The 15,027-nt window shown below is 68.4% G+C and carries 14 protein-coding genes; 6 read left to right on the top strand and 8 right to left on the bottom strand.

Annotated elements, in window-relative coordinates:
* Positions 1-4 precede the first annotated feature (4 nt).
* The 3 genes from JWS13_RS11875 (at position 5) to JWS13_RS11865 (ending at position 4,264) form a co-directional block, all read left to right on the top strand.
* The gene (locus JWS13_RS11875) at positions 5-1,225 is read left to right on the top strand and encodes a DUF885 domain-containing protein (protein WP_206005704.1); all 1,221 of its coding nucleotides are present in this window, start codon (positions 5-7) and stop codon (positions 1,223-1,225) included.
* A 66-nt stretch (positions 1,226-1,291) separates the two neighbouring features.
* Entirely contained in the window at positions 1,292-2,587 is a 1,296-nt protein-coding gene (gene glyA / locus JWS13_RS11870) for a serine hydroxymethyltransferase (protein ID WP_206005703.1), read from the top strand.
* A gap of 309 nt (positions 2,588-2,896) precedes the next feature.
* Positions 2,897-4,264: a PhoH family protein gene (locus JWS13_RS11865; RefSeq protein WP_160103132.1), complete on the top strand. Its 1,368-nt coding sequence runs from the start codon at positions 2,897-2,899 to the stop codon at positions 4,262-4,264.
* A gap of 74 nt (positions 4,265-4,338) precedes the next feature.
* Here the strand turns inward: JWS13_RS11865 and JWS13_RS11860 are convergent, their stop codons facing one another.
* Both JWS13_RS11860 and JWS13_RS11855 read right to left on the bottom strand, forming a co-directional pair.
* Entirely contained in the window at positions 4,339-4,770 is a 432-nt protein-coding gene (locus tag JWS13_RS11860; protein WP_124389428.1) for a limonene-1,2-epoxide hydrolase family protein, read from the bottom strand.
* Between the two features lie 27 nt (positions 4,771-4,797).
* Positions 4,798-6,408 (bottom strand): serine hydrolase, encoded by a 1,611-nt coding sequence (locus tag JWS13_RS11855; protein WP_206005702.1) that lies wholly within the window; start codon positions 6,406-6,408, stop codon positions 4,798-4,800.
* Positions 6,409-6,564: 156 nt separating this feature from the next.
* Here JWS13_RS11855 and JWS13_RS11850 point away from each other — a divergent pair, with 156 nt between their 5' ends.
* A complete protein-coding gene (locus JWS13_RS11850; protein WP_124389430.1) occupies positions 6,565-7,422 on the top strand; it encodes an acyl-ACP desaturase in 858 nt (285 codons plus the stop codon).
* 60 nt (positions 7,423-7,482) lie between these two features.
* On the opposite strand, the gene JWS13_RS11845 is transcribed toward JWS13_RS11850, so the two are convergent.
* Positions 7,483-8,886 carry a class II fumarate hydratase gene (locus JWS13_RS11845; protein ID WP_206005701.1) on the bottom strand — a complete coding sequence of 468 codons (1,404 nt, stop codon included), beginning with the start codon at positions 8,884-8,886 and terminating at the stop codon, positions 7,483-7,485.
* A 97-nt stretch (positions 8,887-8,983) separates the two neighbouring features.
* On the bottom strand, positions 8,984-10,024 hold the full coding sequence (gene glpX / locus JWS13_RS11840) for a class II fructose-bisphosphatase (RefSeq protein ID WP_037231517.1): 1,041 nt from the start codon (positions 10,022-10,024) through the stop codon (positions 8,984-8,986).
* A gap of 189 nt (positions 10,025-10,213) precedes the next feature.
* Here glpX and JWS13_RS11835 point away from each other — a divergent pair, with 189 nt between their 5' ends.
* Positions 10,214-10,783 (top strand): DUF4245 domain-containing protein, encoded by a 570-nt coding sequence (locus tag JWS13_RS11835; RefSeq protein ID WP_009479114.1) that lies wholly within the window; start codon positions 10,214-10,216, stop codon positions 10,781-10,783.
* 15 nt (positions 10,784-10,798) lie between these two features.
* Here JWS13_RS11835 and JWS13_RS11830 read toward each other — a convergent pair whose 3' ends face one another.
* From JWS13_RS11830 to JWS13_RS11820, 3 genes are read right to left on the bottom strand one after another with little or no spacing between them, the layout of a single operon-like run.
* The gene (locus tag JWS13_RS11830; RefSeq protein WP_206005700.1) at positions 10,799-11,029 is read right to left on the bottom strand and encodes an exodeoxyribonuclease VII small subunit; all 231 of its coding nucleotides are present in this window, start codon (positions 11,027-11,029) and stop codon (positions 10,799-10,801) included.
* A gap of 4 nt (positions 11,030-11,033) precedes the next feature.
* The gene (gene xseA / locus JWS13_RS11825) at positions 11,034-12,290 is read right to left on the bottom strand and encodes an exodeoxyribonuclease VII large subunit (RefSeq protein ID WP_206005699.1); all 1,257 of its coding nucleotides are present in this window, start codon (positions 12,288-12,290) and stop codon (positions 11,034-11,036) included.
* A complete protein-coding gene (locus JWS13_RS11820; protein ID WP_206005698.1) occupies positions 12,287-12,919 on the bottom strand; it encodes a lipid droplet-associated protein in 633 nt (210 codons plus the stop codon). The genes xseA and JWS13_RS11820 overlap by 4 nt, the downstream gene beginning before the upstream one ends.
* Before the next feature lie 142 nt (positions 12,920-13,061).
* On the opposite strand from JWS13_RS11820, the gene JWS13_RS11815 reads away from it, so the two are divergent.
* Positions 13,062-14,072, top strand: coding sequence for a 4-hydroxy-3-methylbut-2-enyl diphosphate reductase (locus JWS13_RS11815; RefSeq protein WP_087556506.1), 1,011 nt, complete (start codon positions 13,062-13,064; stop codon positions 14,070-14,072).
* 28 nt (positions 14,073-14,100) lie between these two features.
* On the opposite strand, the gene JWS13_RS11810 is transcribed toward JWS13_RS11815, so the two are convergent.
* Positions 14,101-14,958, bottom strand: coding sequence for a DUF6542 domain-containing protein (locus tag JWS13_RS11810; RefSeq protein WP_206005697.1), 858 nt, complete (start codon positions 14,956-14,958; stop codon positions 14,101-14,103).
* Positions 14,959-15,027: the final 69 nt, after the last annotated feature.

Raw genomic sequence — 15,027 nt, 5'->3', positions numbered from 1 at the left:
CGGCATGGAATCCGATTCGTTCGTTCGCGAATACTTGCTGCTCGGGCTGGGTTTCGACCGGCTGGAGGAAGGATTCGTCGACGCGTACACCGGCGATCCCGCGCTGCGCAGGCAGGTGGAGAACGCCCCGAAGCCCGATCCGCGGGTCCTCGCCCGCACGGCGGCGAACCTCCGCGCGGAGTTGCCGTCGACGGGACTGTCCGAGGAACGGACCCGATTCCTCGACGTCCACCTGCGCGCCCTCGAATGCTCGGGGCGCAAATTCGCGGGTGACGACGTCGGCTTCGTCGACGAGGTCGAGGCGTACTTCGACGTCCGCATCGAACGCGGCGACGAGGAGCAGTACCGGGAGGCGCACCGGAAGATGGACGCCGTGCTGCCCGGCCCGGGACCGCTGGCCGAGCGCATCAGGGTCCACCGGGCGAAGGACGCGATTCCCGCCGACCGGTTGCAGGAATGCGTCGACGCCTTCTCGAGCGCCCTGCGCGACCTGGTGCGGCAGCACTACGCGCTGCCCGAGTCCGAGGTGGTGGAGTACGAGGTGGTGGGCGACAAGCCGTGGTCCGGGTTCAACTACTACCTCGGCGACTACCGCTCGAAGGTCGCGATCAACTCCGACCTCGAGCAGCACATGGCGAACCTGCCGCGGCTGATCGCGCACGAGTCGTACCCCGGTCACCACACCGAGCACTGCCGGAAGGAAGCCGGACTCGTCGGCGCGGGACAACTCGAGCAGACGCTGTTCGTCGTCAACACCCCGCAGTGCCTGATGGCCGAGGGCCTCGCCGACCTCGCGCTCGAAGCGATCGTCGGGTCCGACTGGGGGCTGTGGGCGCAGGAAATCTACGCCGACCTCGGGCTGCGATTCGACGGTGAGCAGGCGCAACGCCTGTCCGGGGCGTCCGGACAGCTGCTCGGGGTGCGGCAGGACGCGGCAATGATGCTGCACGACGAGGGCCGCAGCCACGACGACGTCGCGGCGTTCCTGCAGCGGTGGAGTCTGTCGACCCCCGAGCGGGCCCGGCAGTCGCTGCGCTTCCTGTCCTCACCGCTGTGGCGGGCGTACACCAGCACCTACGTGGAGGGGTACCGACTGCTCGGCGGCTGGCTGGCGGAGGTGCCGGTCGGCGCCGAGCGGTCGGAACGGTTCCGCCGCCTGCTCGACGAGCCGCTCGTTCCCAGCGTCCTGCGTGCCGGTGAGGGATACCTCACCGCGGGCGGTTAGGAAGTCCTCACGGGTAGTTCGTAGACTGGGAGCATTCGTTTCCGCATCCAGCTTGGAGATTCCTCGATGACCGCTGTGCCCGGTACCGACGTCAACACGGCCCCCCTCGCCGAACTCGACCCCGAAGTCGCCCAGGCCATGGCAGGTGAGCTGGCCCGTCAGCGCGACACGCTGGAGATGATCGCGTCGGAGAACTTCGTTCCCCGCGCCGTCCTCCAGGCTCAGGGCAGCGTCCTCACCAACAAGTACGCCGAAGGGTACCCGGGACGCCGGTACTACGGCGGCTGCGAGCACGTCGACATCGTCGAGGACCTCGCCCGCACCCGGGCGAAGGAACTGTTCGGCGCCGACTTCGCGAACGTCCAGCCGCACTCCGGCGCGCAGGCCAACGCAGCGGTCCTGATGGCCCTGATGAACCCGGGTGAGAAGCTCCTCGGTCTCGACCTGGCGCACGGCGGTCACCTCACGCACGGCATGAAGCTGAACTTCTCCGGCAAGCTCTACGACGTCGAGTCGTACGGGGTCAGCAAGGAAGACCACCGCATCGACATGGACGAGGTCCGCAAGATCGCCGTCGCCGCGCAGCCGAAGGTCATCGTCGCCGGCTGGTCCGCGTACCCGCGGCACGAGGACTTCGCCGCGTTCCGGTCCATCGCCGACGAGGTCGGCGCGTACCTGTGGGTCGACATGGCGCACTTCGCCGGCCTGGTCGCGGCCGGGCTCCACCCGTCGCCCGTGCCCTACGCCGACGTCGTGTCCAGCACAGTCCACAAGACGCTCGGCGGACCCCGTTCCGGTCTGATCCTCGCCAAGCAGGAGTGGGCGAAGAAGCTCAACTCCGCCGTGTTCCCCGGCCAGCAGGGCGGGCCGCTGATGCATGCCATCGCCGCCAAGGCCGTCTCCCTGAAGATCGCGGGCACCGAGGAGTTCAAGGACCGTCAGCAGCGCACCCTCAGCGGCGCGAAGATCCTCGCCGAGCGCCTGACCGGCTCGGACGTCGTGGACAAGGGCGTCAGCGTCCTCACCGGCGGCACCGACGTGCACCTCGTGCTCGTCGACCTGCGCAACTCGCAGCTCGACGGCCAGCAGGGTGAGGACCTCCTCCACGAGGTCGGCATCACCGTCAACCGCAACGCCGTGCCGTTCGACCCGCGCCCGCCGATGGTCACGTCCGGCCTCCGGATCGGCACCGCCGCGCTCGCGTCCCGCGGATTCGGCGACGAGCAGTTCACCGAGGTCGCCGACATCATCGGCACCGCGCTCGCCGGTGCGTCCGACGTCGAGACGCTGAAGGCCCGCGTGTCGAAGCTCGCCGCCGACTTCCCGCTGTACGAGGGTCTCGAGGACTGGCGCCTGATCTAGGCGGCTCCGCCGCCCGTGCGTGGTTGACGAGTGCAGAGACTCGTCAACCACGCACGGGCGCGAAGCGCCTTCTCCGTGTAACCAGTTGTTCACCGACACGCCCGCCGCTCGGTCAGCCGATCGGCGTGTTTGGCAGTACCGTCGGGGGTAACAGGCAGCGGGGAAGTTGCTTGTACGGGAGGTCCTGATCGTGGCTGACACACTCAGTGCGAGGGGGCCGGCGCCCGGCCCTCGTGTGGTGACACACCAGGGACGGACCGGTCCAGCGAACCGAGTTTGCGCGGGTGCCGCGCAGACCTAGGAGCCAACGTGACTGCTTCACGCTCCGTCTCAGCCCGCGCCGGACAGTCGTCCGTCGCCCCCAGGAAATCGTCGGATTCTGCACTTCGTACGTTCGTACTCGATACCTCCGTACTGCTGTCCGACCCCTGGGCCGTCACCAGGTTCGCCGAGCACCGCGTGGTGCTTCCCCTCGTCGTGATCAGCGAGCTCGAAGGGAAGCGGCATCACCACGAGTTGGGATGGTTCGCAAGAGAATCGCTGCGTATGCTCGACGACCTTCGTCTCGAGTACGGTCGACTCGACCAGCCCGTGCCGATCGGCACGGACGGCGGCACCCTGCAGGTCGAGCTGAATCACACCGATCCGTCGCTTCTGCCGGTCGGATTCCGCACGGACAGCAACGATTCGAGGATCCTGGCCTGCGCGCTGAACCTCGAGGCCGAGGGCGGTGACGTCGTCCTGGTCAGCAAGGACATCCCGCTGCGGGTGAAGGCCGGTGCGGTGGGTCTTCCCGCCGACGAATACCACGCCCACGACGTCGTTCCGTCGGGATGGACGGGTATGACCGAGTTGGACGTGGCGTCCTCGTCGATCGACGAACTGTTCTCCGAAGGCGTCGTCGACCTGGAGGAGGCCCGGGAGCTTCCGTGCCACACGGGTATTCGGCTGCTGGGTGGTTCGTCGAGTGCGCTTGGCCGGGTGAACGCCGACAAGCGGGTGCAGCTGGTGCGGGGGGAGCGGGAGGCGTTCGGCCTGCACGGACGTTCGGCCGAGCAGCGGATCGCCCTCGACATCCTGCTCGACGACAGCGTGGGCATCGTGTCGCTCGGCGGCAAGGCGGGCACCGGCAAGTCGGCGCTGGCGTTGACGGCGGGGCTGGAGGCGGTCCTGGAGCGTCGCACTCAGCGGAAAGTCGTTGTCTTCCGGCCGCTCTACGCGGTCGGCGGCCAGGAGCTCGGCTATCTGCCGGGCAGTGAGAGCGAGAAGATGGGTCCGTGGGCCCAGGCGGTCTTCGACACTCTCGACGGACTGGCCAGCACCGAGGTGATGGACGAGGTGATCAGCCGCGGCATGCTGGAAGTGCTGCCGCTCACGCATATTCGCGGACGGTCACTGCACGATTCGTTCGTGATCGTGGACGAGGCGCAGTCGCTGGAACGCAACGTGCTGCTCACGGTGCTGTCCCGGCTGGGCACCGGGTCCCGGGTGATCCTCACGCACGACGTCGCGCAGCGCGACAACCTGAGGGTCGGACGTCACGACGGCGTGGCCGCGGTGATCGAAAAGCTCAAGGGGCATCCGCTGTTCGCGCACATCACGTTGACGCGCAGTGAGCGTTCGCCGATTGCGGCGCTGGTGACGGAGATGCTGGAGGAGTTCGGGCCGACGCCGTAGGCGCCTTCCCCGCAGTGTGATCCGCCCGATGTCACCTCGATCCGAATCAACCGAGGTGACATCGGGCGGACACGTCAGAATGCGCGCACGATGCCTTTGAGGGTGCCCCAGAGGACATCCCGGTTGCTGAAGTAGTCGCGCCAGACGGCGATCTTGCCATCCCTCATCTCGAACGTGCCGCACACCCAGAATTCGCTGCGCAGCCGCTTGTAGATCAGGACGTCGGTGCGTTCGGTCAGCACGGCCGTTCCGTCGTCGGCGATGTGGTGCAGGCGCACGTCGAATCCGAAACCGGGACGGCTCATTCCGCGGAAGATCCGCATGACGGCGCCGATGCCGCGGATCTTCGGCAGCGACACGTTGTGCCACACGATGTCGTCGTGGAGATACTGTTGCGCGGCGTCCGGGTCGCCGGCGACGAGGGCGTCCAGGAATGCCCGGACCACCCGGACATTGGCAGTCTCCGTGCGATCGGTTCCCGTCGGTGCATGCGAGTTGGTGCTCATGATCTTCTCCCCGTCGATTGTGTCGGCTCAGCGGACGAATGTCCCGTTGTCTTCCGTGTCGTAGTACTCGAGTGTGACGTCGTTGCCGGCGAACGTGGCCTTGGAAATGGTCCCGGGCGGAGCGTTCTCCCCGCTGAGCGTGAACGTGAAGGTGTCGCCGTCCCAGTGTGTCAGGGGGTACGTCTGCCCGGCGGGCCCGAGCCCGAGCGTCAGCGCGCCGTTGCTCTCGGTGACGACGGCGGGGCCCCAGTACGCGTTGTTGTACGTGCCCGAGTAGGTCGGCAGCGGCTGCGCTGGTGCCGCGTTCGCGGGGGCCGTCTGGCCGACGAGGCTGCCCTCGGGGTCGGACATCGGCGAGATGGCCTGCCGGTACAACGATCTCCAGTCCTCGCGGATCTCCCCGAACTGGACGAGGTCGGCGAACTCGGCGGTCAGGGTTTCGGGAATTCCGACGGGCGAGCCGTTGGTGAGGGCGACGATCGCGACGTCGGCGGACGGTATCGCGACGAAGTTCGTCGCCACCCCGAGCTGGAATCCGCCGGAATGGCTGAGGGAGACCCGGCCTGCCGGGGTGGTCGAGACGTTGAACCCGTAACCGTACGACCCCGGACGGCTGTCCATCGAACGCGGCGGACTGGACACGATCTGAGGACTGACGGCCGGTTGCAGCGCCTCCGAGGAGATGATCTCCTTGCCCTCGAACGTCCCGTCGGCCAGCAGCATTGCCAGCCATTTGCCCATGTCGTTGACGGACGAGCTCACCCCGCCTGCGGGTGACTGCGCGTCGGGGTTGCGTACCGCATCGGCGACGTACTTGCCGTCGACGAGTTGGTGCGCGACGGCGCGGTCGCTGCGGGCCTCGTAGTCGGCGAACCGCGAACTCGTGGACGACATCCCCAGCGGCCCGTAGATCGCCTGCTCGGAGAGCGTCGCCCAATCCGTCCCCGATGCCGCCGCGACGGCCTCGGCCGCCGCGGTGAGACCGAAGTTGGTGTACTCGTAGGTGATCCGGAACGGGTTCAACGGATCGAGCCGGAGTTTGTCGAGCACCTGCTGCTGGTTGTACCCCAGGTCCTCGAGGTGGTCGCCGGCGTGATCGGGCAATCCCGACCGGTGTGAGTACAGATCGCCCACCGTGACGTGCTCCGTGACCCACGGGTCGGCGAGGGCGAAACCGGGCAGCTTGGACACCACAGGAGTGTCCCAGCCGATGACGCCGGCATCGACCTGACGGGCCACCACCGTCGACCCCACCGGCTTCGACATCGACGCCAGCTGGAACACGGTGTCGGCGTCCACCTTCTGATCGGTGCCCGCCTCACGCACCCCGAATCCCTTCGCGTAGACGGTCTGCCCGCCGTGGACGACGGCGACCGCCATGCCCGGCAGTCCGGAGCTCTCCATCAACTCGTTCGCCAGGTCGTCGAGGCGGCCCACGGCGTCGTCGATCTGGCCGTCGGGAATGTCGACGCCCGCGACGGCGGCCGGGTTGGGCGGCCCGGAGGACTCCGAGGTGGGATTCGCACCGGACGAGTCGGCGGACCCGGCGTCGTCCGTGTCGGAGCCGCACCCGGTCACGATTGACCCGCCGAGGGCGAGCGCCGAGAGAAGTATCGTCAGGTTCCGAAGTCTGCGCATTGGTGATCCTCTGCTCGGGCCCGGGGCAGCTGTGAACTGTCAGCCTAACGACTGCAAGCCCATGACCTGCCTGTTTTCGTCACAACGCCGGTGTTGTTCACGTCGAATCCACCGGTGGTCGACCCGGCGACGAGTCGCGGACGCTACGGTGTGCGGATGCCGATTGAAAAAGACGACTCGCAGCTGCTCAGTGAGCTGGCCCCGGTGGTGGACGAAAACCTCACACGCCACATCGCCGAGGCGGACGGCTGGCAGCCGCATGATCTGGTTCCCTGGGACCAGGGCAAGAACTTCGCGTTCATGGGTGGAACGGATTGGTCGGCAGATCAGTCGACCCTGAGCGACGTCGAGGCGCTCGCGCTGACGGTGGGCGTGCTGGTGGCCGACAACGTGCCCGCGTACCACCGCGAGATCGCCAAGCACCTCGCCCTCGTGGGCCCGTGGTGGCGCTGGGTCGGCCGCTGGACCGCCGAGGAGAACCGGCACTCCATCGTGCTCCGCAACTACCTGATGGTGACGCGTGCCGTCGATCCCGTCGCCCTCGAGCGCGCCCGGATGGACGAGATGGTCCGCGGTTACGCGATGCCGCCGATGCATCTGATCGAGATGCTCGCGAACTCCGCGCTCGAGGAGAAGGCCGCGGCCGTGCGTCATCACAACACGGCCGCACTCGGTGAGGACGCGCTGGTTGCCGTCATCGCCGAGCGGCTGGCCGCCGACGACGAACTGCAGTCGCTGTTCTACCGGAACATCGTCGAGGCGGCGTTCGAGCTGGTGCCCGACCAGACGATGCGCGCCATCGCCTCGCGGATCGCCGCGTTCGACGTGCCGAGCGTGGCACTGCCCGGCGGAACCGACAGCACCGCGGTGCTCGCGGAGGCCGGCATCTACGACCCCGCCCAGCAGGGGGAGAAGGTGTTCGCCCCGCTGCTCCGCTCGTGGAACATCGCCGGACGCACCGACCTCGGCGCCGAGGGCGAGAAGGCCCGCGACGAACTGTCCGCGCTGCTGTAGGACTTCGACGCGAGAGGGCCCGCACTCGAACCGAGTGCGGGCTCTCTTTCGTCGGCAGGGTCAGTCCTTCACCTTCGCCATCGCCAGCACGTCGAGACGCTTGTCGAGTTCTTCCTCGGTCAGCTTGTCGCCGATCAGACCGCGGTCGACGACGGTCTCGCGGATGGTCTTCTTCTCCTTCAGCGCCTGCTTCGCGACCGCCGCGGCCTCTTCGTACCCGATCGCGGAGTTCAGCGGCGTCACGATGGACGGCGACGACTCCGCGAGCGTCTCGAGATGCTCGATGTTCGCGACGAGCCCCACCACGCACCGGTCGGCGAACAGCCGCGACACGTTGGCCAGCAACGTCAACGATTCGAGCAGGTTTCGCGCCATCATCGGGATGTACACGTTGAGCTCGAAGGCGCCCGCCGCACCGCCCCAGGCGACCGCGGCGTCGTTACCGACCACCTGTGCGGCGACCTGGGTGGCGGCCTCCGGGAGAACCGGATTGACCTTGCCGGGCATGATCGAACTGCCGGGCTGCAGGTCGGGGAGACGGATCTCGCCGAGACCGGTGAGCGGACCCGACCCCATCCAGCGGATGTCGTTGGCGATCTTGGTCAGGGACACCGCGATCGTGCGCAGCGCACCGGACGCCTCCACCAGGCCGTCACGCGCGGCCTGCGCCTCGAAGCTGTTCTTCGCCGGGGTCAGGGCGTCGACACCCGTCGCCTTGACCAGTTCGGCGACGACCTTCGGGCCGAATCCGTCGGGGGCGTTGAGTCCCGTCCCGACCGCGGTGCCGCCGATGGGCAGCTCACCGAGCCGCGGAAGAACGGCCACCACCCGTTCCATCCCCGCCTCCATCTGACGGGCGTACCCGCCGAACTCCTGACCGAGGGTCACCGGGACGGCGTCCATGAGGTGGGTGCGGCCCGACTTCACGACGGTCTTCCACTCGGTGGACTTGTCGAGCAGGGCCAGGCGCAGGTGGTCGAGAGCGGGCAGCAGGTCCTTCACCGCAGACTCGGTCGCCGCGACGTGCGTCGCGGTGGGGAAGGTGTCGTTGGACGACTGCGACATGTTCACGTCGTCGTTGGGGTGGACGACCACACCGTTCGCCGCGGCGATCGACGCGATCACCTCGTTGGCGTTCATGTTGGAACTGGTGCCCGAACCGGTCTGGAAGACGTCGATGGGGAACTGGTCGTCGTGCTTGCCCTCGGCGATCTCACCCGCCGCGGCGATGATCGCGTCCGCCTTCTCGGCGTCGAGGAGGCCGAGATCCTTGTTGACCTGCGCGCAGGCCGCCTTCAGCAGACCCATCGCGCGTATCTGGGTGCGCTCGAGACCTCGACCGCTGATCGGGAAGTTCTCGACGGCGCGCTGAGTCTGCGCGCGCCACAGCGCATCCACGGGCACCCGCACCTCGCCCATGGTGTCGTGTTCGATCCGGTACTGCTGCTCGTTGCTCTCGGTCATGCGTCAAACATGCCACTTTCGAGCGCGTCGTGGGGGTGCTCCCCGTGCGCCTTTCCGGTTGCTGCTGCTACCGGAAAGGCGCACGAGCCCGAAGGGCCTAGAACGTCGGCGGGACGGCGCCGTCCTCGCCCGTGAAGTCCACGGACGAGTACTCGCGCAGCTTCTCCAGACGGTGGTACGCGTCGATCATGCGGACGGTGCCCGACTTCGACCGCATCACGATCGACTGCGTCGAGGCGCCGCCACCGTAGTAGCGGACACCGCGCAGCAGGTCGCCGTCCGTGACACCGGTGGCGCAGAAGAAGACGTTCTCACCGGACACGAGATCCTCGGTGGTCAGCACGCGGTCCAGGTCGTGGCCTGCGTCGATGGCCTTCTGGCGTTCCGCGTCGTCGGTCGGGGCCAGCCGGCCCTGCAGCGAACCACCCATACAGCGCATGGCGGCGGCGGCGATGATGCCCTCGGGCGTGCCACCGGTGCCGAGCAGGATGTCGGTGCCCGACTCCGGACGCGCGGCGGCGATCGCACCCGCGACGTCGCCGTCGGAGATGAGGCGGATCCGGGCGCCGGTGTCCCGGACCTCTTCGATCAGCCGGGCGTGCCGGGGACGGTCGAGGATGCAGACCGTGACGTCGGAGGGCGACGCCTTGCGGACCTTCGCGACCCGCTTGATGTTCTCGGCGACGGGCGCTGTGATGTCGATGACATCGGCTGCGTCGGGTCCGACGGCGATCTTCTCCATGTAGAACACGGCGGACGGGTCGAACATCGCGCCGCGCTCGGCGACCGCGAGAACGGAGATGGCGTTCGGCATGCCCTTGGACATCAGGGTGGTGCCGTCCACCGGGTCGACGGCGAAGTCGCAGTCCGGTCCGTCGCCGTTGCCGACCTCTTCGCCGTTGAACAGCATCGGGGCTTCGTCCTTCTCGCCCTCGCCGATGACGACGACGCCGCGCATCGAGACCGAGCTCACGAGCTGGCGCATGGCGTCGACGGCGGCGCCGTCGCCACCCTCCTTGTCGCCACGGCCGACCCAGCGACCGGCAGCCATCGCACCAGCCTCGGTGACTCGGACCAATTCCAGAGCAAGATTTCGGTCCGGGGCCTCGCGGCGACTCGAAGTGGTGCTAGCCGTCATGGGCAGTGCCTCCTGGTGCAGTCACGGTCGACGTTGTACGTCGACGCTGTGTCGGTGGCCGTCGGCCGCCGATTGTCGAGTGGATCTCGCAGCTGATTCTCCCAGAAAGATGTGTGACGTGCGCTGCTGGGGCGCGAATCACGGGACCGAGAATCGTTGTTCCGGGACCGACCCTGGATACTGGTGGGCGTGGCATCTGATAAACCCCGCATCCTGCACAACAACCGCGACATGGTGTGGTCGCTCGTACCCCTTGTCCTGTTCTGTGTGCTGATCGCGGGTATCGCCAGCCAGTGCACGTTCAGCCCGGGCGGACCCACGAGCGGCCCGATTCCCAGCTTCGACGTGGACGCGGCGCTGAAGTACGACGCGCAGGACCTGCCGTTCCCGGTGCGCAAGCCGGAGACGCCGGAGGGCTGGACGCCCAACTCGGGCAGCCGCAGCATCGTCAGCGGCGACGGCGGCGGCGATTCGAGCACCGTCGGATTCATCACCGAGGCCGGCCGCTACATCCAGCTGACGCAGAGCAACGCCGTCGAGACGGTGCTGGTGCCGTTCGTCGCGGGTGGTCCGCGCACGGCGACGGGCACCGAGGACGTCGCAGGTCACAGCTGGATCGTGTACGGCGGGGAGGGTGTCGAACCGATCTGGGTGTCCGACTTCGGCGACGTCCGGCTGCTCGTCACGGGTAGCGCATCACCCGAGGCGTTCGAGCAGCTCACCACCGCGGCGGCCGACGCCCCGATCCTCGCCGCCTGACGACGGGGGCGCGGATCAGTCCTCGTCCTCGGCCTGGGCGAGGGCTGTCTCCACGCGCTTGCGGGCCCCGGCGAGGTGCTCCTCGCAGCGTTTGGCCAGCGCCTCGCCGCGCTCCCACAGCGCGAGTGACGCGTCGAGGTCGAGGCCACCCTGTTCGAGCACCTTGACCACGTCGACGAGTTCGTCGCGCGCTGCCTCGTAACCGAGCTCCGCGATGTCGGCGTCGTTTCCGGTGGGGTTGCTCATGTTCCTACTTGTCCTTTCCCATCACCGCGGCGCGGATTGCGCCGTCGGCGACTCGAACGCGAATCTGGGTGCCCGGCGGGGCGTCGTCGACCGAACGCAGAACCTCCGGGTCGCCGTCCGGCACGATCCGCTGGACCACGGAGTAGCCGCGGGCCAGGGTCGCGGCGGGGCCGAGGGTCGTCAGCCGTGCCCGCAGGTGCTCGATCGTGGTGCTCTCCGCGGCGATCGCCCGGCTGATGTCGCGTCGCCCGGCCTCCCGCAGTCGCTCGATCTCGTCCGACCGGTCGTCGAGTGCGCGCAACGGGTCCGCGAGGACCGGCCTGCTGCGCAACTGGGAGATCAGATGCGACTCGCGCTGCACCCAGTTGCGCAGGGCGGCCGCGCTCCGCGACCGCAGTTCGCCGACGAGTGCCTGCTCGGCGACGGCGTCCGGCACCACCCGCTTGGCGGCGTCCGTCGGTGTCGCGGCCCGCAGGTCGGCGACGTGGTCGCTGAGCGGACTGTCCGGTTCGTGGCCGATGGCGCTGACCACCGGGGTGCGGCACGCGACGATCGCCCGGCACAGCGTCTCGTCGGAGAACGGCAGCAGATCCTCCACGCTGCCGCCGCCGCGCGCGAGGATGATCACGTCGACGTGCGGGTCGGCGTCCAGTTCCTTCAACGCGTCGAGGATCTGCGGGACGGCGGTCGCGCCCTGCACCGGAGTGTTGCGCACCTCGAAGCGCACGGCGGGCCAGCGGCGCTGCGCCACGCTGAGGACGTCGTGCTCGGCGGCGCTGGCACGTCCCGTGATCAACCCGATGGTGCCGGGCAGGAACGGCAGCGGACGCTTCAGCCGCGGGTCGAACAGGCCCTCGGCGGCCAGCAGCGCGCGCAACCGCTCGATCCTGGCCAGGAGCTCGCCGATCCCGATCGCGCGGATCTCCGTGACCCGCAACGAGACCGAACCGCGGCCGGTGTAGAACGACAACTTGCCGAACATCACCACCCGGCTGCCTTCGGTGAGCGGAACGGGCGAGCTTTGCAGCAACTGCGGGGAGCAAGTCACCGACAGCGACATGTCGACGGAGGGATCACGTAACACCAGAAACGCCGTCCGGGTGCCCGGACGCGCGTTGATCTGGGTGATCTGTCCCTCCACCCAGACACTCCCGAGCCGGTCGATCCACTGTGCGACCTTGGCCGACACGGTGCGGACCGGCCACGGCTGCTCGGCGGTACTCGGTCCGGTACTGGCTGCGCGGGGCTGTGCGGAGGTCACTTGGCCTTGGCGGTGGTGATGCGGTTGGTCAGCATGGTCTGGAACGGCGCGCGGGCCAGGGTCGCGTTCTCGTAGTCCAGCAGCGTCGTCAGGTCCTCGACCGACAGGTTGCGCAGACGCGCCCGCAACTGGGCGAGGGTCAGCGTGCCGTAGTCGAGGACGACGACGATCTCGGGTTCGGCCACGGCGGGCCGGACGGTGGCGGGCTTCTTGCTCGCCGTTTTCGTGGTGGCGGCGCCGTTGGTGGCGGCGGGTGCTGCCTTCGGGGCCGAGACCTTCTCGGGTGTTCTCTCGTCCTGCGGGCTCAGCGAGTACAGCGCGAACCGGCCGGGTCCGGCTGACCGCTCCTCGGTGGCACCGTCGACGCCGGGCGCCGGATCGGTGTCCTCGTCGAAGACGGCCCACGCGGGCTGCTCGTCGTCGTGGGTCCAGTTGATGAGTGCGAAGGCCTGGTCGCCCTTGATGGCCAGCGCCGTCATGGACTGCTGCACGCGCATGGTGGTCTGCAGCACCTGACTGACCGCGGTCATGGGCAGGGTCGCCGCGGTGGTCGGCAGTTTCCTGGCCTCTTCGACGGCCGTCACGGCGATTCCAGCGGCGACACGCGCCACGAACGGGGGACGAATCATTCCCACAGCCTGCCTGACAACGGCACGTTTGGGTAGCCGACGGGCCCACAGCGTCGACTACTTGGGTGCGACGATGCGCACACTACCCCGCCGAGGCCCCGCGAAAGTGTCGTCCGTCCGGGGTGACCCGTAGTCTGGAGCCATGTCTTCGGCTGTTCCACTCAATGTGGGTATCACACGTTCTGCAGATTCGGGAGCGTCGCGTGCCGACGGCGGGAAGCGCGTACTGCTCGCAGAGCCCCGCGGCTACTGCGCCGGCGTGGACCGCGCCGTCGAGACGGTGGAGAAGGCGCTCGAGAAGCACGGCGCCCCCATCTACGTGCGTAAGGAGATCGTCCACAACCGGCACGTCGTCGAGACGCTCAGCGATCAGGGTGTGGTCTTCGTCGACGAGACCGACGAGGTTCCGGAGGGTGCGCTGCTCGTGTTCTCCGCCCACGGCGTGTCACCGGCGGTCCACGAATCGGCCGCCGCACGCAATCTGCGCACCATCGACGCCACGTGCCCGCTGGTCACGAAGGTCCACCAGGAAGCCAAGCGATTCGCCCGCGACGACTTCGACATCCTCCTCATCGGCCACGAGGGCCACGAGGAAGTGGAGGGCACGGCCGGCGAGGCCCCCGATCACGTGCAACTCGTGGACGGCCCCGATTCCGTCGACGCCGTGACGGTCCGCGACGAATCGAAGGTCATCTGGTTGTCGCAGACCACGCTGAGCGTCGACGAGACGATGCAGACGGTCGCGCGCCTGCGGGAGCGTTTCCCGAGTCTGCAGGACCCGCCGAGCGACGACATCTGCTACGCCACCCAGAACCGTCAGGTGGCGGTCAAGGCGATGGCCCCCGAATGCGATCTCGTCATCGTCGTCGGATCCCGCAACTCCTCCAACTCGGTTCGCCTCGTCGAGGTCGCGCTGGGTGCGGGCGCGAAGGCGTCGTACCTGGTCGATTACGCCCGCGAAGTGGATCCGGCCTGGCTCGACGGCGTCCGGACCGTGGGGATCACGTCGGGCGCGTCCGTACCGGAAATCCTGGTGCGGGGTGTGATCGATCTGCTCGACGAGCACGGATTCCACGACGTCCAGTCGGTCACCACGGCCAACGAGACGCTGGTGTTCGCACTGCCGCGCGAGCTTCGCGCCGCGCGGACCTGATCGGCCCGCTCCCGGCGCCGTCCTCGCTCTAGCGGGGCTGCTCCGACTCGAACGGCGGCTCGTACCGGTCGCGGTAACGCACCTGCGGAATGGGGTGGGCAGGCACGTCGTTGTCGGGCCGTGGCATGGTCCGCGGCGGTACCGATCGCGGCGCCTGCGTGGTCCGCGGCTTTGCCGAACGGGGCGCCTGCGCTGCCCGGTCGACCATCGGTGGTGGGGGAGCCGTGCGCCCGCCCGACGAGGACGAGCGGCGGGGCGGCGGAGTGGCTGCCCGTCGCGACGACCGGGGGTGCTCCCGTGCAGCGTCCCTCGCGGTGTCCCTGTCCCGCGCCCGACGCGGCGGCGGGGACTGCTCCGACCCTTCGGCGGTGCGCCGGGGGCGGGCGGCGCGCGGCGTCCGCTGCTCCTTCTGCGCACGTCGACGCTCCGAGGTCCGGGCGGGGCCGGTCTTGCGCTGTTGCAGCAGGAAGAGGCGGAGCCCACCGATCAGCAGCGTCACCACGGTGGCGGCAAGCATCACCGGGAATCGGTTGACCAGCGGATACGCGACGTTGATCGCCAGGTCTTTCAGTGCGGTGCTGTTCTCCTCCGCGATCAGGCTCTGCCCGAGCGGCACCGCCACGAACAGGATCAGCGGCGGCTGGACGATCGCGGTGAACAGCGCCCGGTTGCCGGCAGCCGCCACGGCGAGGACACAGCCGAGGAAGTAGAAGGTGGAGAACGCCGCCGTGAGTTCGGTGCCACGAGCCGCATCGACAGCGAATCCGACAAAACTGACTCCGACGGCCAGGAGAATGACACCCCACCAGGGGAGACCGGGGACCGTAGGGACAATCGACCGCCTGTCGAGCGGCACCCCAGAGCGAGCACGTTGGGTTGCAGACACACAACGACAGTAGCGGCAACTTGTCGAGTAGCTCCGTTGGCGTGACCGGTGGAGCCCGAGAGATCCTCG

The sequence above is a fragment of the Rhodococcus pseudokoreensis genome (assembly GCF_017068395.1).
Lineage (GTDB): Bacteria > Actinomycetota > Actinomycetes > Mycobacteriales > Mycobacteriaceae > Rhodococcus_F > Rhodococcus_F pseudokoreensis.
This window is presented reverse-complemented; position numbering and strand designations above follow the sequence as displayed.